Here is a 21,076-nt window from a genome sequence, read left to right on the forward strand (position 1 = left end):
GCCCTGGATCATCATGCCCATATCGCCATCGATGAAGCGCTTCAGGTTGGTGGCATAGGGTTGGGCGCCGATGTTGGGATCCATCCAGTCGGAGATCTTGCGGGCCTGTGCGAAAGCGGCCTTTATCTCGGGACCCTCGAGGGCTTTCTTGTCGAGATTCATGATGGCTGCGCGGTATGCAGCGGGGCTGATGCCGGCGAGAGAGGCTTCGAATTTCTGCCCGTCGTCGGGGCGGGTGCCGCCGTTGGCGATGGGATATGCAATTCCGCCCGCTTTCATCTTTTCGGCAAGCTCGTTGAAGTCAGCCCAGGTAACGGGGATCTTGTCGGCCTTGGCTTTGTCCATCGCGCGTTTGGAGAGAAACAGCATGTTGGTGCTGTAGATCTGCAACGGCAATGAAATCCACTTGCCCCCCGGCTTATGCAATCGTGCAAGGTCTGGAGCGACAACCTTTTCGTAGCCGGCGGCGGCGACAAGGGCGTCCAGATTAACGGTCGGGGCGATCTTCGACCAGGCCGCAATCTCGGGGCCCTTGAGTTGCGAACAGGCCGGCGGATCGCCGGCTATGATCTGTGCACGTAGCTTGTTCATCATCTCGGTGGTGAACCCGGGGACGGGCGAGTGCTGCCAAGTCCCGCCCTTCTCCTCGAATTTTTTGCCGAGCGCGGTGATAGCCGCCCCATCGCTTCCTGCGGACCATTGCGAAATCACGGTCAGGCGCGGCTTGACCGCGCTTTGCGCGCGGGCAAATGCCGGCAGCGCGAGCGCGGCAGCAGATCCAGCGAGCAGACGACGCCTTGTTGTTGTGATTGGCATGGCAAGTTCCTCCCGGTGTGAACTCTTGGCGCCTTGAAGCCGCGCGGCGCAGGGCGTGTCAGGCGGCCTCCGTCGATGCCGCCGGCATACCGCCGCGGCTGGCCAGACAGAACGCGGCGAAGGCGAGGGCTGCCTGCGGATCGTTGCCGGTCGAGGGCGGCACGAAGGCGAGGGATACCTGTGCCAACGTCCGCCCGCCCAGCAGGCAGGCGTCGATCCCCTCGACCACGGCGCTGCGATCGTCCTCGGAGAGAAGCGACGGCCAGCCGCTCATTGCGACGCCATTGCATGGCCTGACATTCAATGTGTTGCCGATCGCAAGGCCGAGCCGGAACAGCCGCCGGCGCAATTCCTGACGCACCCGCGACGAGATCGAGATCCTGTTCACCCACTCGCTGCCGATCTGGAGCAACTCGGCTTCCGCGACGCCGAGAACCTCGGCGAGGGCGGTAAGCGACGTATAGGCCTCGACGCAGCCATGATGTCCGCAGCGGCAACGCGGTCCCTCGGGCCCGAACACCATGTGGCCGAGCTCGACCGGTTGCAGGGCATCGGCCTCGGCCGGATCATCCATCCAGGCGCCGGCAACGCCGTGGCTGACAAACACAAAGAGATGCGCGCCGCTGAATGGATAATTCTCCGTGCGGAAGCGATGGAAGGTGGCGCGCGCAACGACCGAATTGGTGAACTCGACCGGCACGCCGGCAAACACCTCGCCGAACATGGCGCTGATATGCCTGACGTCGCAGGGAATGATCGGGTTGCCTGATGTGCTCAACCGGCCGAGGCCCGGAATGGAGACGCCGATCTGCGCCAGGGTGATGCGGCGAAGCCGGGTCGAGTCGCGCAGCAATGTCAGCGCCTCGCGGAACGCCCGGCCGACGGTCTCGACTGTTGGCGTCTTCGGCAGCGGCACACGTTCGGTATAGTGCAGCTCGCCCGACAGGCCGCCAACGCCGATGCTGAGCCACTGAGTGGTCAGCTCGAAGGCCGCGAGCGCCACCGAGCCATCAAGTGACACGTGGCCCGTCGGGCCGCCGACATAGGGGGCGGGGCGCCGCACTTCCTCGATCAGGCCTTCGGCCTTTAGATCGAACAGGATGCGCGACAGACTCGCTTCCGACAGGCGGACAGCCTTGGCCAGCGGCGGCCGAAATGAGCCGCCGGACTGGAGCAAATGAGTCAAAATGGCAGCGCGCGTCTGCCGCCGACTTCTCGGCTGCTCCGGCATTTCCATCCCTGTCGTCATTCTTACTTAGTGTAAGAATTTGCGCGCGGAGCGTTTCGCCTGTCAAGCGTTAGCCGGCGCGATGCAGCGACTTGTTGTTGTGCATGGCAGCAAATCGGAACGCGGTTGGTGTGCACCAGCAACCCAAATGTCTCCGCAAAACAAAAACGGCGCCATCATATGAGATGGCGCCGCTTCGAAGGCCGTGATGGCTGAGTTTACTTGCGATCTTTGATCGCCACGTAGTCGCGGCGGGTGACGCCGGTGTAGAGCTGGCGCGGACGGCCGATCTTCTGCTGCGGATCCTCGATCATCTCGCTCCACTGGCTGATCCAGCCGACGGTGCGGGCGACCGCGAACAGCACGGTGAACATCGAGACCGGGAAGCCCATCGCCTTCAGCGTGATGCCGGAATAGAAGTCGACGTTCGGGTAGAGCTTGCGGTCGATGAAGTACTGATCGCTGAGCGCGATCCGCTCCAGCTCCAGCGCCACCTTGAGCATCGGGTCCTCGCCATGGCCGGTCTCCTTGAGCACGGCGTGACACATCTTCTGCATGATCTTGGCGCGGGGATCGTAGTTCTTGTAAACGCGGTGGCCGAAGCCCATCAGGCGGACTTCGCTGTTCTTGTCCTTCACCTTGGCTATGAATTCCGGAATCTTGTCGACCGAGCCGATCTCGGCGAGCATCGCCAGCGCGGCTTCGTTGGCGCCACCATGCGCCGGGCCCCACAGGCAGGCGATGCCGGCGGCGATGCAGGCGAACGGGTTGGCGCCGGAGGAGCCGGCGATGCGCACCGTCGAGGTCGAGGCGTTCTGCTCGTGGTCGGCGTGCAGGATGAAGATCTTGTCGAGTGCGTCCGCCAGCACCGGATTGATCTTGTACTCCTCGCACGGCACCGCGAAGCACATGTTGAGGAAGTTCTCGGCGAACTTCAGCGAGTTCTTCGGATACACGAAGGGTTGGCCGATCGTGTATTTGTAGGCCATCGCCGCCAGCGTCGGGATCTTGGCGATCATCCGCATCGACGCGATCATGCGCTGCTTCGGATCGTTGATGTCGGTGGAGTCGTGATAGAACGCGGCGAGTGCGCCGACGGAAGCCACCATCACCGCCATCGGATGGGCGTCGCGGCGGAAGCCCTGGAAGAAGCGGGCCATCTGCTCATGCACCATCGTGTGATGAATCACGCGATCGTCGAAATCCTTCTTCTGCGCGGCGGTCGGCAGATTGCCGTAGAGCAGCAGGTAGCAGGTCTCGAGGAAGTCGCCGTTTTCGGCGAGCTGCTCGATCGGGTAGCCGCGGTATTCCAGCACGCCCGCGTCGCCATCGATATAGGTGATCTTGGACTGGCAGCTCGCGGTCGAGGTGAAACCGGGATCGTAGGTGAAGAGGCCGGATTGGCCATAAAGCTTGCCGATATCGACGACATCAGGCCCGACGCTGCCGCTGAGAATCGGGAGATCGTAGTTCTTGTTTCCGACCGTCAGCGTGGCGGTCTTGTTGCTTGCTTTTGCGTCCATCAGAGGTCCCCGATGTATGGTGAAACGGGCCGGACCCGGAAGCCCCCGATGAGATGACGGGGCAGGCCGGATATTCCAGAAGGTACGGCGAAGATGGGTATATTATTGCTGTGTGCGCTGCAAGATGGCGCCGCGCATGGTCGACTTATGTCGTAGCTTGGTCCTTGGCCTGATCCATGAGCCGGCCCAGGCTCTCCTGCCGTCCGAGCACGTCCAAAACCTCGAAAATCCCCGGCGATGTCGACCGTCCGGTCAGCGCCGCCCGCAGCGGCTGGGCGACCGCACCGAGCTTGAGACTATTTTCCTCGGCAAACGCGCGCAGCGCCGCCTCCGCGTTGGCCGCGCTCCAGCTCTCGACATTCGCCAGCGCGGAATGAAGCTGACCGATCAGCTTGCGGTTCTCCGGCGTCAGCAGCGCTGCCGCCTTGGGATCGAGCTCCAGCGGCCGGTCGGCGAAGATGAAATAGGCGCCGTCGATCAGCTCGATCAACGTTTTGGCGCGCTCCTTCAGGCTCGGCATGGCCTTGAGCAGCTGCGCGCGCGTGGTGTCGTTCAACTTGGCCTTGAGCTCGCTGCGGCCGGGAACATGGTCGAGCACGTCCTCGAACATCCTCACGAGTGATTGATCGTCGGCGTGGCGGATGTAGTGGCCGTTGAGGTTTTCCAGCTTGGCGAAGTCGAAGCGCGCGGCGGCGCGGCCGACCGTGGCAAGGTCGAACGCCGCGATCATCTCCTCGGTCGAGAAGATCTCCTGGTCGCCGTGGCTCCAGCCGAGGCGGACGAGGTAGTTGCGCAGCGCGGCCGGCAGGTAGCCCATGGCGCGGTAGGCATCGACGCCGAGCGCACCGTGGCGCTTGGACAGCTTTGAGCCGTCCGGACCGTGGATCAGCGGGATGTGGGACATGTTCGGCAGCACCCAACCCATCGCATCGTAGATCTGCTTCTGGCGCGCGGCGTTGATCAGATGATCGTCGCCGCGGATGACGTGGGTCACCCCCATGTCGTGGTCGTCGACCACCACCGCGAGCATGTAGGTCGGGTTGCCATCGCCGCGCAGCAGCACGAGGTCGTCGAGGTTCTCGTTCTGCCAGACCACGCGGCCCTGGACCTGGTCCTCGATCACGGTCTCGCCGGTCTGCGGTGCGCGCAGCCGGATCGTCGGTTTCACGTCGGACGGAGCCGATGCCGGATCGCGGTCGCGCCACAGGCCGTCATAGAGCCGGGTGCGGCCCTCCGCGCGCGCCTTCTCGCGCATCGCGGTGAGCTCCTCGGCGGTGGCGTAGCAGCGATAGGCCTTGCCCTCGGCAAGCAGCTGCTCGGCGATCTCGCGGTGACGGGCAGCGCGGCTGAACTGGTAGATGACGTCGTCATCCCAGCCGAGCTCCAGCCATTTCAGCCCGTCGAGGATAGCGCCGATCGCGGCCTCGGTGGAACGCTCGCGGTCGGTATCCTCGATCCGGAGCAGCATCTTGCCGCCGTGCTTCTTCGCATAGAGCCAGTTGAACAGCGCCGTGCGGGCGCCCCCGATGTGGAGGAAGCCGGTCGGGGAGGGTGCAAAGCGTGTGACGACGGAATCGGTCATTCTTGGCAGGGCCTATGCATTGGAGGCGGTGGTATATAACAGGACCGGTGCATAACTAAAGCCCGCTGGCGGATCTGCTAAGGCCTTGGCTCAGCCTCCCGAATTTGGCAGAAGGACCGCTGATTTCCCTACAGGATTTTCGGATGAGCACAGAACCGGTGGCGACTGAGGTTGGGCGCGATTTCATTCGCGACATCATCCAGGCCGACCTCGACCAGGCCAAATACAGGGAGATCGTGACCCGGTTCCCGCCGGAGCCGAACGGCTACCTGCATATCGGCCACGCCAAGTCGATCGCACTCAATTTCGGCATCGCCCAGGAGTTTCCGGGCCGCTGCCATTTGCGCTTCGACGACACCAACCCGGTCAAGGAAGAGCAGGAATTCATCGATTCCATCCAGGCCGACGTGCACTGGCTCGGCTTCGACTGGGGCAAGAACCTGTTCTTTGCCTCGGACTATTTCGACCGCCTGTACGAATGGGCGGAGCAGCTGGTCCGCGACGGGCTCGCCTATGTCGACGACCAGACCCAGGAGGAGATCCGTACCTCGCGCGGTACGCTGACCGAGCCGGGCAAGAACTCGCCGTTCCGTGACCGCACGGTTGAGGAAAATCTCGACCTGTTCCGCCGCATGAAGGCGGGCGAATTCCCCAACGGCGCGCGCGTGCTGCGGGCGAAGATCGACATGTCGGCGGGCAACATCAACCTGCGCGATCCCGTGCTGTACCGCATCCTGCATGCGCATCATCCGCGCACCGGTGACAAATGGTGCATCTATCCGAGCTACGACTACGCCCACGGCCAGTCTGATGCGATCGAGGGCATCACTCACTCGATCTGCACGCTGGAGTTTGAGGATCACCGGCCGCTCTATGACTGGTTCATCGAAAAGCTGCCGGTGCCGTCGAAGCCGCATCAGTACGAGTTCGCGCGGCTGAACCTGACCTACACGCTGCTGTCGAAGCGCGTGTTGACCCAGCTTGTGCGCGAGGGCCATGTCGCAGGCTGGGACGATCCGCGCATGCCGACCATGGCGGCCATGCGCCGCCGCGGCGTGCCGCCGGCCGCGCTGCGCGAGTTCGTCAAGCGTATCGGTGTGGCGAAAGCCAACAGCGTGGTCGACGTCGGCATGCTCGAGTTCTGTATCCGCGAGGAATTGAACCGCACGGCGCAGCGGCGCATGGCGGTGCTGCGGCCGCTCAAGGTCGTGATCGAGAACTATCCGGAAGGGCAGGTCGAGGAGCTCGACGCGATCAACCATCCGGACGATCCGTCAGCGGGGACGCGAAAGATCGCGTTCGGCCGTGAGCTCTATATCGAGCGCGACGACTTCATGGAGAACCCGCCGAAAAAGTTTTTCCGCCTGTCGCCGGGCAACGAGGTGCGGTTGCGCTATGCCTATTTCGTCAAGTGCACCGGCGTGATCAAGAACAGTAACGACGAGGTGGTCGAGCTTCGCTGCACCTACGATCCCGCGACCAGGGGCGGCAACGCGCCCGACGGCCGCAAGGTCAAGGCGACCATGCACTGGCTGCCGGCGGCCACGTCCAAGCCGGCGGAGATCCGCATCTACAACCAGCTGTTCTCGAACCCGAGCCCCGATGCGGCGAACTTCGCCGCCGATCTTAATCCGCAGTCGCTGGAGATATTGTCTGACGCGCGGATCGAGGCATCTGTTGCCGAGAGCAATGCGACCGAGCCCATGCAGTTCGAGCGTCAGGGCTATTTCGTCCGCGACAAGGATTCGACGCCGGGCAAACCGGTGTTCTCGCGAACGATCGGTCTGAGGGATACGTTTGCAAAGGAAGTCGCGAAGGGCTGAGGGACGTGATGCCAGACGAAGCCGATGACATCGTTTCCGCCATCATCGCGAAATGGTGCGCCGGCTTCGCCAAGCTCGACGCTGCGGCCCTCTCTTCGCTCTATGCGGCGAACGCGTTCTTCTTCGGCTCCAACCCGAAGCTCTATCGGGGGAGGGACGGCGTTGCCGACTATTTCAATGGCCTGCCGCGCTGGAGTTCGGCGAGCGCGGTCTTTTCCGAAGTGCAGGTGGCGTAAGCCGGCCCAGACCTCATCAACATGGCCGCGATCGCCTCGTTCGGCCTCGGCGAGGAAGGTCCGCCGCTGTCGGTGAAGATCACCTGGGTGATCAATCGCGAGGACGGCGACTGGAAAATCGCGAGCCACCACGTGTCCTCAAAGATCCCACTGATCGAGCGATAGGCCTCGTCATTCCGGGATGGCCCGAAGGGCCGGGCCCGGAATCCATAACCCCGATCGGTGGTTATGGATTCCGGGCCCGCGACTTCGTCGCGCCCCGGAATGACGGTGAATACCACTCCTTTTCAACTTCCCGTCTAGATGTCGTAGTAGAGATGAAACTCGTAAGGATGCGGTCGCAGCCGGATTGCGTCGATCTCTTTCTTTCGCTTGTAGTCGATCCAGGTCTCGATCACATCGGCGGTGAATACGTCGCCGCGCAGCAGGAATGCGTGATCGCGCTCAAGCGCGTCGAGCGCCTGGTCCAGCGATCCCGGCGTCGACTTCACCTCCTTCGCTTCGGCAGGCGGAAGGTCGTAGAGGTTCTTGTCAATCGGGCTGCCCGGGTCGATCCGCTTGTCGATACCGTCGAGGCCGGCCATCAGCATTGCGGCAAAAGCCAGATAGGGATTGCAGGAGGGATCGGGCGAACGAAATTCGACGCGCTTTGCCCGCGGGTTCGGCGAATACATTGGAATCCGGCAGCAGGCCGAGCGATTGCGCTGGGAGTAGACCAGGTTGATTGGAGCCTCATAGCCCGGCACCAGACGTCGATAGGAGTTCGTCGTCGGGGCGCAAAGCCCGCACAACGCCCACGCGTGAGTCAGGAGCCCGCCGATGTAGTAGCGGGCGAGCTCGCTCAGCTGGGCGTAGTCGTCCTTGTCGTAGAACAGGTTGGTCTCGCCCTTCCACAGACTTTGATGAACGTGCATGCCCGACGCGTTGTCCTCGAACAGTGGTTTAGGCATGAAGGTGGCCGTCTTGCCGTGCTGATGCGCGGTGTTCTTGACCACGTATTTGTAGATCATCAAGTTGTCGGCCATGCGGGTGAGAGTGGTGAAGCGCATGTCGATTTCGTTTTGGCCGCCAGTTGCGACCTCATGGTGATGAGCTTCGATCTGGATTCCGAGCTGCTCCATCGTCAGCACCATTTCAGTGCGTAGCGCCTGCATGCTGTCGGTCGGGGGAACGGGAAAATATCCCTCCTTCGGGCGCGGCTTGTGAGCCAGATTCGGCTCTTCGTCCTTGCTCGTGTTCCAGCTGCCTTCGCTGGAATCGATTTCATGCAAGGCGTAATTGATCCCCTGACCGTAGCGCACGTCGTCGAAGACGAAGAACTCCGCTTCCGGCCCGAAATAGCTGGTATCGGCGCGCCCGGCGCTGTTGAGGTGGGTTTCGGCCTTCTGGGCGATGTAGCGGGCATCCCGGCTGTAGGACTGGCCGGTCACGGGGTCGCGGATGTTGCAGATGAGGACCAGCGTCTTTGCCGGACTATAAGGGTCGACGAAGGCCGTCGTCGGATCGGCGACGACGAGCATGTCGCTTTCCTGGATCTCCTGGAAGCCGCGGATAGATGAACCGTCGAATCCAATACCCTCGTCGAGAGCATCGACATTCACTGCGCTCGGCGGGACCGAAAAATGTTGCCAAACCCCCGGCAAATCGGTGAACCGCAGATCGATCATCTGGACCTTCTCGTCCTTGATGGCCTTCACGAGATCTTCGGCTGTCGCGCATTTTGGAACCATGGCTTCGCTCCCAGATCAGCGTCCTGAGATCGCGTTCCGTTCGGCCGCGGCCGAGCGGCTTGCGACGGACAGTGGTCCACGTTCACAGTCGGCGTGGCGCCAGCCTTAAGCCCGGCATGGCGCGGTACTCGCGGTCAGGCAGCCTTTGCACGCGTGCCGGCAGCCTCAGCTTTGATGTGGTCCGCGCATCAGCTTCATCGCGTCTTCGATATGCCGCCAGGTTCTTGCCAATTCGAGCTCGCCCTTCTGCTCGAGATCGATGGCGTTCTGAGCGGCTTCGGCGATGGCTTTGGGGCCATGTGCTTCCAGTAACTGCCGAGCGTAGTCGTGGATTTCCATTTCTCGCATGGCGTCATCTTCCTCATGCTGGGCGCAAACTGGCGCGCCGAGAACGGTCGATATTGACACCCGTCAAGCATCGGTAGTCTGCATCCTGGTGCGCCGCACTCGCAAGGGCCTTTCCGCGGCACAGGCAGCCAGGATTGGGCGCCGGCTCTTGGATCGGTAGTCGCGGCAACACAACGCAGGCTGGACGGATGCTTCTTGAGCGCTGCGTCCCCATATAAATGTGAGAAGGGAGGTGAGCATCATGCGTATCCAACATTGGCAAGACGCTGTCAGCCTGCTGGTGGGCGTATGGCTGGTCCTGTCGTCCTTTGTCCTGGGTCTATCCGGGGCAACTGTCTGGTTCACCATCGCACTCGGGCTCGGCGTCATGCTGTTTGCCGTAGAAGCCTTTGTCGTCCCGTCCTACCTGGAAGAATGGGGCGAAATGCTGCTGGGCCTGGCTCTGGTGGTGGCGCCTTGGTCCATTGGTTATGAGTCCGCATCCGCCACGGTGAGCAGCGTATCGTCGGGCCTATTGGTGATCTTGCTCGCTGGTTGGGAATTGACGACCGATCGCGACGTCACCGCCTGGTGGCGCGATCACTGGCATCACCGAGCCAGCTGAGAAGGGAGCCAGTCCGCTCTTCTCCGACCGCCATCGCTGGCGGCCGGAGGAGAGTTGATTACGTCACGATGCGGTTCTGGGCTCGACCGGTTGCCAGATGCTAATCTTGCGGGTCTCCGGCATCAGGAAGACGGCAAGCACGAAGCACACCGCGGGAACCGCAATCGGGTAGATCAACGCATAGCCGATGCTGCCGGTGGCCGCGAAGGCCGCCGAAGTGATGAACGGCACCAATCCGCCGCCCCAGCCATTGCCGATGTGGTACGGCACGGATACCGAGGTGTATCTGATCCTGGCGGGAAAGAATTCTGCCAGAAACGCGCCGACCGGCCCGTACACCATCCCGACGTAGCAGACGAGGATGAAGATGATGAAGATCGCAGTCGGATAGTTGATATTTCCGGGCTGCGTGACCGCTCCCAGCCACAGATACAGCGGGTAGTACGTGATCGCGGCGAGCAACATGCCTCCGAGGATCACCGGCTTGCGGCCGATCTGATCCGACAGCCAGCCAAAGAAGATCAGGCTCGGCGTTGCAATGAGTAGCGCAGCTCCCACGATGTAGGCGGAGGTCAATGCATCCACCTTGGAGACCTGCTGGAGAAAGTAAAGCGCCCAGAACTGACCGCTGTACCAAACCACGCCCTGTCCGATCAGGACCACAATGGCGATCCCGATGAATTTGATGTTCGAACTGAGGAAGGCTTCCTTCCACGGATTCCTCGTCATCTGGCCGCGGGCCCTGATTTCCTGGAAGATCGGCGTCTCCTGGAGCTGGAGCCGAATGTAGATCGCGATGGCCACGAGCAGGAAGGACGCCAGGAACGGAACACGCCACGCCCATTCATCGAATGCCTGATTACCTGCATAAGTCCGCGTCAGGACGATCACGGCCAGCGACACGACGATCCCGAGAGTCGGAGAGGTCTGGAGCCAGCCGGTGTAGTAGCCGCGCCGGTCGTCCGGCACATGTTCGGCAACGTAGGTGATGGCGCCACCATATTCGCCACCGAGGCACAGGCCCTGGATCATGCGCAAGCCGAAGAGAACGAACGCGGCCGTGAGGCCGATCGACTGGTAGGTCGGGATCAACCCAATCGCTCCCGTGCCCAATCCCATTCCGCTGAGCGTGATGAGAAACGTGTATTTGCGGCCGACCCGATCCCCCATCCATCCGAACAGGAAGGCGCCCAACGGACGGATCAGGAACCCTGCCGTAAACAACGCGATCGTGCTGAGGAGGGCCGCAACGGGATGAGACTGCTCAAAGAACTTGACCGATAGAACTGCGGCCAGGCTGCCAAAGATATAGAAATCATACCATTCGATGACGTTTCCCACCGATGCAGCGATGATCACGCGGCGAAAATCGCTCGGTACTTGTAGGGCCATGTGCAACTCCTATGGTTTCAAGACATCATCTCCTCGCACTTCAGCGTTCGATCTTCTCGCGGAGTCGGTGATGCGGGGCGTTGCAGGCGCCCAATTCGGTTGCGCCGGCAACGCCTGGCCTCAGGGGTTTTGGACCACCTGAGGCGAGCTCCAGCGGCCTTAGCACCGCGAGCCTCCACTGCCCCTTGCCCGTCTGTCGGGGAGGCGGGGAAACCAGTGTAATCCCGCCGGGAGCCGGCAGCTTATGAGACTTTCGGCTCAGTCAGCTCGATCCGAGGCTACTCCGTCCCAGGATAGGAGAAGCCCATGGCGCACCCGCCGGCCCATCATCAACGAACGCAACGGCCTCTCAGGCGTTGTGTGGGTCCCAACGAGGACCCCCATCATGCAGAACATCTCAGAACACATGGAAGTCATCGGCGCCGACGGCGTCCACATCGGCACGGTCGACCGCGTCGAGGGCAACCGCATCAAGCTGACCAGGAAGGACAGCGGCGAGGGCAGCCACAGGGGTCACCATCACTTCATCGACAGGGGCCTCGTTGCCGATATCGAGGGCAACAAGGTCCGGCTGTCGGCCAAGGCGGCGGTCGCGGTGACGATGGAAGAGGAAAAGTAGGGGCGCGTCGGTTCGTTCCTGATCCGTACCGCTATTCGCGCGACCGCACGTTCCGGTAGCCTCTGCACCCGTCGCGTATCGTAAGGTGCAGGGGAATGGCGGAGCCGGGCCGGCCAGTACGCTCCCAGGGAGTTGCGGGGACGTGGCCGGTCGGCCGCGCCGCGCCGGCAGGCGGCCTTGTTCCGGCGGGCTTTGGCGCTTGGCCCTCCATCGTCGAGACATTGCGCTCTTGGGCCAATGCAGAGGCCGGCGCCGGGCGGTTGCTGCCTTGGCTGCCCGTCGCCTTCGGCTGCGGCATTGCGCTGTATTTCGCCGCCGATCATGAGCCGGTGCTGTGGGTGGCCGCCGTAACGGCGGTTGCTCTTACGATCGGTGCCGTCCTGCTGCGGCGGAGCCGGCTGTTCGGGCCGGCGATCATGATTGCGGCGGTCGCGGCCGGTTTTGCCGTGGCGACCTGGAAGACGGCGCGCATCGCGCATACCGTGCTGGCAAAGCCGCTTTATTCGGTGTCGTTGTCCGGGTTCGTCGAGACCCGCGACATCCGCGAGCGCACCGACCGTTTCGTGCTGCGCGTGACCGCGATGGAGGCGCAGCGCAGCGACGTCAGGCTTGAGCGTGTACGGCTCTCGGTGCGCAAGGGCACCGCGCCCGAGGTCGGCAGCTTCGTGCAATTGAAAGCGCGGCTGATGCCGCCGCTGTCGCCGGTGCGCCCCGGCAGCTACGATTTCTCCCGCGACATGTTCTTTCAGGGCATCGGCGCCTCCGGCTTCGTGATGGGCGCGATCACGGCATCGGTGCCGCCGGATGCCGGCGGCTTGCGGCTGCGCTACGCCGCCTTCATGCAGGGCCTGCGCGATGCGATCGACGCGCGCATCCGCGCTACCCTCGACGGCGACAACCGCGCGATCGCGACCGCGCTGCTCACGGGGCGGCGCGACGCGATCACCACGCCCGTCAACGACGCGATGTTTATCTCGGGCCTTGGCCATGTGCTCTCGATCTCCGGCTATCACATGGCGGTCGTCGCCGGCGTTGTCTTCTTTGCGGTGCGCGCGCTGCTGGCCTTGATCCCGGGACTGGCTGTCGGCTTCGCCATCAAGAAATGGTCTGCAGCCGCGGCGCTGGTCGCCGCCGCGTTCTATCTGCTGCTGTCGGGTGCGGAGGTTGCCACCCAACGATCGTTCTTCATGACGGCGGTGGTGCTGATCGCGGTGATGGTCGACCGCCGCGCCATCACCTTCCGCACGCTCGCGGTGGCCGCCCTGATCGTGCTTGCGGTCGCGCCGGAAGCGCTGGTGCACCCGAGCTTCCAAATGTCGTTTGCGGCAACGCTCGGGCTGGTGGCGCTGGTGCAGGTGGGCATGCCGAACCTGTTCGCCTCGCCCGATCATTCGGCGACCGCGCGGATTGCGATGTGGGGCGGCCGCGAGATCGCGATGCTGTTCCTGGCCTCGCTGATTGCGGGGCTTGCGACCACGCCCTATGCCGCCTTCCACTTCCACCGCGTCACGCCGTTCGGCGTGCTCGCCAATCTCGGCGCTATGCCGGTGGTGTCGGCGCTGGTGATGCCCGCGGGGCTGTTGGGCTTGCTGGCAGCGCCGTTCGGGCTCGACGGCGTGTTCTGGTGGCTGATGGGAATCGGCATCGACTGGATGGTCGCGGTCTCGCGCTGGGTGGCGTCGCTGCCGGGCGCGGTCGGGCGCATCCCAGCTTTCGGCATCGCGCCGCTGGTCGCGGCAAGCCTCGGGATCATCCTGATGGGCCTGTTGCGCACGCCTCTGCGCTGGTCCGGCGCGCTGGTGCTGCTGGCTTCGATCGCCTGGGGACTCTCTGCCCGGCAGCCCGATGTCCTGATTGCCGGTGACGGCCAGAGCATTGCCGTGCGGGGCAGGGACGGGCAGCTGCATCTGATCCGGACGAGCAAGGACGCCTTTCTTCTCAAGGAGTGGCTCGCGGCCGACGCCGATTCTCGCAACGCCACCAACGCCGCACTCAGCGATGGCGTGTCGTGCGACGAGTTGGGCTGCGTGACGCCGCTCGCCGACGGGCGCCTGGTTGCGCTGGCGTTGCGCGTCGACGCGCTGGCTGATGATTGCAGCCGTGCGGCGCTGGTGGTCACGGCTCGGCCTGCGCCGCCGGATTGCGCGGCGATGGTGGTCGATCGGCAGCGCCTCACGGCACAGGGCGCGCTGGCGCTGACGCAGCGCGGCGACGGCTTTGCGGTTCAAGCGGTGAGGGCGCGAGGCACGAGCCGCCCATGGTCGCCGGCCGTCGCAGGCGAGGGTGATTTCGACACGAGCCTTGCGCCGAAGACGGCCGCGCCCCGCAGCAAGGACGCAACACCATCGGAGGCCGACTTGCAGGCCGAGGATTGAGAGGAACGGCTACAGATACCAGGCCAGCAGGGCTTCGAGCCCTGCGTTGCCGATGACCGGCAGCGCCACCATCCGGCTCAGCCCCGATACGCGAGCTTCCGAGGCCGCGATCGAGGCGTCGTGCGAGAGATCGTCGTTGAGCGCGGGCATGCCGGTTGCCCAGGCTCCGCCGATGCTGCCTTCGCCTCTGGCGATGGATTTCGTCGCATAGAGCGCGGCGAGGTCGGTCTGCGCACTGCAATCGCCGGCCCGAAAGACCAGCACCGAACGGGCCGCGTCCGGCACCCAGATCTCGAAGCGCCGCGCAATCGGCGTGGCCTGCGCGGAAAGGAATGTCAGGACCCAGGTGTGGTCGACGCCCGGTCCGGTAGGCACGCCGACGCCCAGATTGATCCCAACCTTGGCGGCATCCTCCCAGCGCAGGAAGCTCCTGGCATCGTGCAGGTCTTTGATGATCAGCGGTGCGCCCGCTTTCCAGGTGCGTCCGGGCAGTCCGAAACCGCGCGGAAATCTGGTGTGGCGCGAATTGAACTCGAACATATCCGCGGCGCCATAATAGCCGTCGACGAGCCCCATCTCGTGGGAGACCTCGGGATCGTTGTGCCAGAGCTCGATCGCGCCGACATGCGCCTCGTCGTCGCCGCAGAACAGCACCATGACGGCTTGCAAAAATTCGCCGGCAAACACCGGCACCGCCACACCGCAGGTCAGCCCCGCCTCGACGGCCTGATCGGTCCGCTTGAAATAGGAGTTGGCGAATTTGGTGAGGATCAGGGGTGTCCGCTGGACCAGGCCTTGCCGGGAAGGCCCTCGTCATATCCGAAGCGCAAGTTTTCGCTCACAGCCTTGAATGCTGACAGGCCTTCGCTGTAGAGGCCGCCGCCGAATTCCAGCCGCATGCGCGTCCGGTCAGGCACCCAGAGTTCAACGACGCGAATGAAGGTCTTCATCAAGCGTGCCCGCCGCCTCAGGCCAAGACACCATCGGCCATTTGGCTGCGGAACGGGCGTTCAAAATTCAGGCAGGGCGGCCCAAATTTCGTGCGATGAATTCGGGCGGCGGGAGCACCCGATAATTCGATGTGCGCAAACCACTCCATCTCGCCGGCCTCGGCCGGCGATGGCAATTTCAATCCGGGCCTCGACCTCTCGGCCGGGGATGGCAGTGTCAGCCGATCGGCAAGCGGGTGATAGTCGGCTGCCTGTCGGCGACGATCTGTGGCTTGTGCTCACGCTCGCCGACCGGCTGGCTCACCGGCAATTGCAGCACCGTTGCGCGCTGGCCTTCGACGAGTTGCGTCACCAACACGTATTTGCCGTCGGGAAATTCGATCGCGTCATGATGGCGATCGGGAATGTGCGAATCGATCTTGCCGAACTTTCCGACGCGGGAGTTGACGGTGCGCGTCCAGATCCAGCGATTGTCGTAGCGGACGTTGTCAGCGAAGGCGAGCTCCGTTCCCGGCAGCAGGCAGACCGCGACGGAGAGATCGGCTTCGGAGGCGAAGCCGCGCGTCGAGGTGCCGCGGAAGGTTGTCGTGACGATCGTCTCGCCGACTTCGGCCGGGCGCGTCGCGACGGCATGCAGGCTGTAGTCACACATCGGGGTGCTCCTCGTTCGAAGATAGGAGCCCGCGCCTCTTCTGAGGCGCAGGCCTCTATCAGAGTGGAAAGTAAGCAAGCCTCTGCTCGGTTGTAGGCAAATCTGCGGCTCGCCGCCGCAGGCTGCGATCACATTATCTTTCCCGGTTCAATAGGAACAAAGCCTGTGTCCGTGCATTTTGCGCGGACTCACACGTCAGCCGCTCGCCGGTGCAGACCAGCCGGAATACGGCCAATTCGGCTGCGACGTTTGTTCGACCGCGTTACGGGCATTGCGGAATTGCGCGCTGACCGCGGTCTCCTTGCGGGCATGATGACGCGGCTGCGCGGCGAAGGCTTGCAACGCAGCACCCGCGATCAACCGCGGTCGTGAGCATAGTCAGAATGATCTTGCGCATGGTTGTCTCCTCGGTCTCATAAGGCCGCGAAGCGATGAGTGCTTTGTGCGGCGTGCCGAGGATGTAGCGCTAAGGGGTGACCGGATCGTCTGTGCAGAACCAGAAAGACTATCCAGCCGGAGCGGACAATCCGTCCGCTCCAATAGGTATCGCGTGACCGCCGGATACGCTCAGTATTTCCGGTACAGCCCGATCAGCTTGCCCTGAATCTTGACCCGGTTCGGCGGCAGGATGCGCACCTCATAGGCCGCGTTGGCGGGCTCGAGCGCGATCGAGGCGCCACGGCGGCGGAAGCGCTTCAGCGTTGCTTCCTCCTCGTCGATCAGCGCAACGACGATGTCGCCGGTATCGGCAGTCTCGTTGCGCTGGATCAGCGCCATGTCGCCGTCGAGGATGCCAGCCTCCACCATCGAGTCGCCGCGCACTTCGAGCGCGTAATGTTCGCCTGAACCGAGCATGTCGGGCGGTACGCTGATGGTGTGGCTGCGGGTCTGCAACGCCTCGATCGGCGTACCGGCCGCGATGCGGCCCATCACCGGGACGGCAACGGGGCGTTCACCGTCGTCCGCAGGCGCGCCTGAGTTCGCGCGCACCTTGCCGAGATTGCCTTCGATGACGCTCGGCGTGAAACCGCGGCGGGTGCCGGCGGCGGCCTGGAGCTCGGGCAGCTTGATCACCTCGATGGCGCGGGCGCGGTTGGGCAGGCGCCGGATGAAACCGCGCTCCTCGAGCGCGGTGATCAGGCGATGGATACCCGACTTCGAGCGCAGATCGAGCGCGTCCTTCATCTCGTCGAAGGAGGGCGGCACGCCGCTTTCCTTCAGACGTTCGCTGATGAACCGCAGAAGCTCGTATTGTTTGCGCGTTAACATCTCGACCAAATCCCCCGGTTGATGTCGTTCGATTCCGAGACGGCGAATTCAGCGGCGAGCCGCTAGATGCTCGAAACAAATCATGAACGGACACTATATGTTCGATATGTGTTCCGCAACTGCTTAATTTACCGTGAACGCGACAAAGTTAAGGAAACGCGTGCGGTCGGCGCGTTCAGGCCGGCAGCCGCAGCACCTCGCAAGGCGTGCCTGCCTCGGCCTTCGGCGCGAACGGCGCGCGTACGAGAAGTGCCTGTGCCGCAGCCAGATTCGCAAGCAACGAGGAATCCTGATGGTTGACGGGAAGAGCGACGAGCGTGCCGTCCTCGCGCCGCTCCAGACGCGCGCGAAGATAATCCTCGCGCGCATCATTGGGTCCGACATCGCGGCCGAGCACGGCGCGCTCGCGGCGGTGATGAATCACTGAGCTGCCAGACAGCGCGCGAATCAGCGGAACCAGGAACAGGAACGCGCAAACGTAGGATGACACGGGATTGCCGGGCAGGCCGATCACGCGCATCGCGCCGAGCCGTCCGTGCATCATCGGCTTGCCCGGCCGCATCGCGATCTTCCAGAACGTCATCGCAATGCCTTCGGCGTTGAGCGCCGGCTGGACCAGGTCGTGATCGCCGACCGATGCCCCGCCGGTCGTGATCAGGATGTCTGCGCCGCTGTCGCGGACGCGGCGGATGCCGGAGGTGGTGGCGTCCAGGGTATCCGCGGCAATTCCAAGGTCGATGGTTTCAGCGCCTTCGCTGCGCGCCAGCGCGTGCAGGGCGAAGCCGTTGGAATAAACGATCTGTCCGGGGCCGGGTGCAGTTCCCGGCATCACCAGCTCGTCGCCGGTCGCGAGAATCGCAATCTTCGGACGGCGGCGGACCGGGAGGGAGGGGTGATTCATGCCGGCGGCGAGCGCCAGATCTCGTTCGGTGAGGCGGGTGCCCGTCCGCAGCAACACGTCGCCCTCGCGAAAATCGACGCCGGCGGGGCGGATGTGGCGCCCCGCGATTGCGGCTTCCTTGATCATGATGCGCTTGCCGTCCGCGACCGTATCCTCCTGGATCACGACGGCATCAGCGCCATCGGGAACGACGCCGCCGGTGAAGATTCGCACCGCTTCGCCCGCCCCGACCGTTCCCGCAAACGGGCGGCCCGCGGCGACCTCGCCGATCAGGTGGAGTTCTGCATCGATCTTTGCCGCATCGGCTGCCCGCACGGCGTATCCGTCCATCGCTGACATCGCCTGCGGCGGCTGCGTACGCCGCGCCGCGGCGTCGCGCGCGAGCACGCGATGGAAGGCATCGGCGAGAGGGACCATCTCTTCAGGCAGCGGCTCCGCGCCGGCCAGCACCGCTGCGAGCGCGTCAGAAACCGGCATCAAGGCCACGGGGAAAACTCCTGCTGGACACGGTCGGGCGACGAACGGCGAAGTTCTAGCCGAGCGCGGGCACAGAGGCAAAACGGTGGCGAGGCAGGATGATTCATCCTGCCTGATCTACTCGCTAAGCGTAGGGCGTCAGGTCCGGCGCGGCATGATCCAGACGACGAGAACGACGGGGACCAGCGTGGCCATGGCAAGGACGAGAACGACCAGAGCCACGGCCAGCATCGATCAACTCCCTGAAGGCCCGTTGGAACGGACGTCAGGAGCTTGGAGGCCCTGATCCTTGTCGGGCAGCGGATCCGCCCGAGACTTCAGATCAGCGGCCTTACTGATCAGCTTGGCCGAGAGCTCCGAGTCCGAGGTGGTTCTGGCGAATTCAAGAAGGAGAGAGGCCTGCTTGGTAAGGTAGGTCTTGCCCAACACGATGGTGCGCCCGTCCGTAGAAGTACTGACGGACTCAAGAGTCCGGAAGCAGGGCTTCCGTTCCCGGAACTCTGTATAAAATTGCGCAAAATGATTTGGTTCCTCATTTGGGATAATTTGGTTTCCGGGGAACCGGGTTCCCGATCAGATTCCCAAGGCCCTGAGCGCCTCTCCAACGTCGCCGGGCGACGTGACGTGTACCGCGGTCAATCCGCATGCCCGCGCTCCCTCGACGTTTTCGGCGAGATCATCGAAGAACACAATGCGCTTTGCCGGCACGCCGATCGCAGCCACGACATGGTCGAAGGCTTCGGCATCCGGTTTGCGCAGGCCGATGCTGGACGACAGGTAAACCTCGCGGAAATGACCGAGCAGGTCGGCATATTCCTTCGAGAAGTGCTCCACATGCGGACGGTTGGTGTTGGAGAAGGCGTAGAGCGGCATCTGCCTGGCCGCGCGCGGCAACAACTGCGCGATCTCGGGCATCTCTCCGGCGAAGATTGCGTTCCAGCCCTCCAGGAACTGTGCGTCCGAAATACCAATTCCGAGCGCAGCGCGCAATGAGGCGAAATACTCCGCATCGCTGATCCTGCCGACCTCGTGCAGCCGGTAGGCCTCGTCACGCACATAGCGCGCGACGATGGCCTCCGGCTGGCAGCCGGCATGTCCGGCCCAGCAGGCGATCGCCTGGGAGAAATCGATGTCGAGCACGACGCGCCCGAGATCGAACAGAAGCGCATCCGCGCTGCCGGGAGAGAGTGGGGGCATTGCATCCTTTCAGGTCAGTAGCGATACGGCTCGACGTCGAACAGCGGGAACGCGCTGAACACGCTCGGCGCATTGGTGGCGGTCGCGGGGTGCAGGCAGGACTTGTTGATCTCGGCGAACGAGGTGGCCCCCAACAGGCCGAGGCAGCGCAGCACCTCGTCCTCCAGCAGCTCCAGCATCCGCGTCACGCCGGCTTCGCCGGCCGCTGCCAGTGCCCAGCATTGCAGCCGGCCGATGCCGACGAGGTCGGCGCCTGCCGCGATCGCCTTGACGATGTCGGTGCCACGACAGAAGCCGCCGTCGACCATGATCCTGGCGCGGCCCTTCACGGCCTCGACGATCTCGGGCAGCACATGCATGGCGCCGCGGCCGTGATCGAGCTGGCGGCCGCCATGGTTGGAGACATAAATCCACTCGACGCCGTGATCGACCGCGATCTGCGCGTCCTCAGCGGTCGCGATGCCCTTGAGGATCAGCGGAATCCTGAACTTGTCCTTGATCATCTTCACGGTCCGCCACTCCAGCCCCTTCTGGAAGTCGCCGCCGCTAGCGCGCAGCCGGCTCTCGCGAACGTAACGCTTGGCGATGTCGCGTTCACGACGGCTGTAATGGGCGGTGTCGACGGTCAGGCAGAAGCCGGCGTAGCTGTGCTTCATGGCGCGGCTGACGACATCCGCGACGAAGTCGTCGTCGCCGCGGACATAGAGCTGGAACAAGCGCAGCGCATCGGGCGCGGCTTCGGCGGTGTTCTCGAGGCCGGGCTCGGAGACCGAGCTCAGCATGTGCGCCGCGCCGAACGCGCCGGCGCCGCGCGCCACGCTGGCAGCGCCTTGGGGATCGAAGATTTCTAGCGCGCCGACAGGGGCCAGCACCACCGGAAGGCGCAGCTTGCGGCCGAACTGCTCGACGGAGCCGTCGACCTTGCGGACATCGCGCAGCACGCGCGGCCGGAAGGCGATCTCGTCCAGCGCCATGCGGTTGCGGCGCATCGTGGTCTCGGTCTCGGCGGCGCCGACGATATAGTCCCAGGCGTTCTGGTTGAGGTTGGAGCGCGCCTTCCGGATGAGTTCGTGCAGGTTCTGGAACGGCTCGTCGCTGGCGCCGAGTTCGACGTTCCGTTGTGGCCGGAGCGCTTCGTTCATTGTTGTCCTCCCGAGAATTTGAAGCCTTATGCCATCGCCTATCCCGTCCGGCGCTCCAAAACTATCCTAAAATCGCATGGCTGCGGGGCGTGGGCCGGCCTGCCGAATTCCGGTCTGCGCGAGGCGGTCCTCGAACGTTGCCAAAAGTTTAGGCCGGGGCGAAGGGATTTTTGCGGCGTGCCCGCCGGGCGGGCCGGCCGGCCTTGAAGAAA

At 63.7% G+C, this 21,076-nt stretch carries 18 protein-coding genes and 1 pseudogene; 5 read left to right on the top strand and 14 right to left on the bottom strand.

Annotated elements, in window-relative coordinates; genetic code table 11:
• The 4 genes from GWG65_RS18085 to gltX form a co-directional block, all read right to left on the bottom strand.
• Nucleotides 1-816 (bottom strand): ABC transporter substrate-binding protein (locus GWG65_RS18085; RefSeq protein ID WP_342760654.1); only part of this gene is annotated, 816 nt, incomplete at its 3' end.
• Nucleotides 817-874: 58 nt separating this feature from the next.
• The gene (locus GWG65_RS18090) at nt 875-2,053 is read right to left on the bottom strand and encodes an ROK family transcriptional regulator (protein WP_275197070.1); all 1,179 of its coding nucleotides are present in this window, start codon (nt 2,051-2,053) and stop codon (nt 875-877) included.
• 209 nt (nt 2,054-2,262) lie between these two features.
• A complete protein-coding gene (gene gltA, locus GWG65_RS18095; protein WP_275196906.1) occupies nt 2,263-3,567 on the bottom strand; it encodes a citrate synthase in 1,305 nt (434 codons plus the stop codon).
• Nucleotides 3,568-3,712: 145 nt separating this feature from the next.
• On the bottom strand, nt 3,713-5,149 hold the full coding sequence (gene gltX, locus GWG65_RS18100) for a glutamate--tRNA ligase (RefSeq protein WP_275196907.1): 1,437 nt from the start codon (nt 5,147-5,149) through the stop codon (nt 3,713-3,715).
• A 143-nt stretch (nt 5,150-5,292) separates the two neighbouring features.
• Between gltX and GWG65_RS18105 the strand changes: the two genes are divergently transcribed.
• Complete coding sequence (locus GWG65_RS18105; RefSeq protein ID WP_275196908.1) at nt 5,293-6,972, top strand: glutamine--tRNA ligase/YqeY domain fusion protein; 1,680 nt, start codon at nt 5,293-5,295, stop codon at nt 6,970-6,972.
• A gap of 8 nt (nt 6,973-6,980) precedes the next feature.
• Nucleotides 6,981-7,373 (top strand): annotated as a pseudogene (locus GWG65_RS18110) (SgcJ/EcaC family oxidoreductase).
• A 134-nt stretch (nt 7,374-7,507) separates the two neighbouring features.
• Here the strand turns inward: GWG65_RS18110 and glnA are convergent.
• Entirely contained in the window at nt 7,508-8,938 is a 1,431-nt protein-coding gene (glnA, locus tag GWG65_RS18115) for a type I glutamate--ammonia ligase (RefSeq protein ID WP_275196909.1), read from the bottom strand.
• A 165-nt stretch (nt 8,939-9,103) separates the two neighbouring features.
• Nucleotides 9,104-9,286: a hypothetical protein gene (locus GWG65_RS18120; protein WP_247389149.1), complete on the bottom strand. Its 183-nt coding sequence runs from the start codon at nt 9,284-9,286 to the stop codon at nt 9,104-9,106.
• Between the two features lie 241 nt (nt 9,287-9,527).
• On the opposite strand from GWG65_RS18120, the gene GWG65_RS18125 reads away from it, so the two are divergent.
• Nucleotides 9,528-9,890 carry an SPW repeat protein gene (locus tag GWG65_RS18125; RefSeq protein WP_275196910.1) on the top strand — a complete coding sequence of 121 codons (363 nt, stop codon included), beginning with the start codon at nt 9,528-9,530 and terminating at the stop codon, nt 9,888-9,890.
• Nucleotides 9,891-9,953: 63 nt separating this feature from the next.
• On the opposite strand, the gene GWG65_RS18130 is transcribed toward GWG65_RS18125, so the two are convergent.
• The gene (locus GWG65_RS18130; RefSeq protein WP_275196911.1) at nt 9,954-11,282 is read right to left on the bottom strand and encodes an MFS transporter; all 1,329 of its coding nucleotides are present in this window, start codon (nt 11,280-11,282) and stop codon (nt 9,954-9,956) included.
• 385 nt (nt 11,283-11,667) lie between these two features.
• Between GWG65_RS18130 and GWG65_RS18135 the strand changes: the two genes are divergently transcribed.
• Nucleotides 11,668-11,901, top strand: coding sequence for a DUF2171 domain-containing protein (locus GWG65_RS18135; protein WP_275196912.1), 234 nt, complete (start codon nt 11,668-11,670; stop codon nt 11,899-11,901).
• A gap of 95 nt (nt 11,902-11,996) precedes the next feature.
• Complete coding sequence (locus GWG65_RS18140) at nt 11,997-14,276, top strand: ComEC/Rec2 family competence protein (RefSeq protein ID WP_275196913.1); 2,280 nt, start codon at nt 11,997-11,999, stop codon at nt 14,274-14,276.
• 9 nt (nt 14,277-14,285) lie between these two features.
• Here GWG65_RS18140 and GWG65_RS18145 read toward each other — a convergent pair whose 3' ends face one another.
• The 7 genes from GWG65_RS18145 to GWG65_RS18175 form a co-directional block, all read right to left on the bottom strand.
• Nucleotides 14,286-14,969 (bottom strand): GAF domain-containing protein, encoded by a 684-nt coding sequence (locus tag GWG65_RS18145; protein ID WP_275196914.1) that lies wholly within the window; start codon nt 14,967-14,969, stop codon nt 14,286-14,288.
• A gap of 77 nt (nt 14,970-15,046) precedes the next feature.
• Nucleotides 15,047-15,226, bottom strand: coding sequence for a hypothetical protein (locus GWG65_RS18150; RefSeq protein WP_275196915.1), 180 nt, complete (start codon nt 15,224-15,226; stop codon nt 15,047-15,049).
• Nucleotides 15,227-15,443: 217 nt separating this feature from the next.
• Nucleotides 15,444-15,878 carry a hypothetical protein gene (locus GWG65_RS18155; protein WP_275196916.1) on the bottom strand — a complete coding sequence of 145 codons (435 nt, stop codon included), beginning with the start codon at nt 15,876-15,878 and terminating at the stop codon, nt 15,444-15,446.
• A 567-nt stretch (nt 15,879-16,445) separates the two neighbouring features.
• The gene (gene lexA / locus GWG65_RS18160) at nt 16,446-17,147 is read right to left on the bottom strand and encodes a transcriptional repressor LexA (protein WP_275196917.1); all 702 of its coding nucleotides are present in this window, start codon (nt 17,145-17,147) and stop codon (nt 16,446-16,448) included.
• A 175-nt stretch (nt 17,148-17,322) separates the two neighbouring features.
• The gene (glp, locus tag GWG65_RS18165) at nt 17,323-18,534 is read right to left on the bottom strand and encodes a gephyrin-like molybdotransferase Glp (RefSeq protein WP_275196918.1); all 1,212 of its coding nucleotides are present in this window, start codon (nt 18,532-18,534) and stop codon (nt 17,323-17,325) included.
• 564 nt (nt 18,535-19,098) lie between these two features.
• Entirely contained in the window at nt 19,099-19,722 is a 624-nt protein-coding gene (locus GWG65_RS18170) for an HAD family phosphatase (RefSeq protein WP_275196919.1), read from the bottom strand.
• A 14-nt stretch (nt 19,723-19,736) separates the two neighbouring features.
• Entirely contained in the window at nt 19,737-20,864 is a 1,128-nt protein-coding gene (locus GWG65_RS18175) for an alpha-hydroxy acid oxidase (RefSeq protein ID WP_275196920.1), read from the bottom strand.
• Nucleotides 20,865-21,076 lie beyond the last annotated feature (212 nt).

This window comes from Bradyrhizobium sp. CSA207, assembly GCF_029051685.1.
Classification (GTDB): domain Bacteria; phylum Pseudomonadota; class Alphaproteobacteria; order Rhizobiales; family Xanthobacteraceae; genus Bradyrhizobium.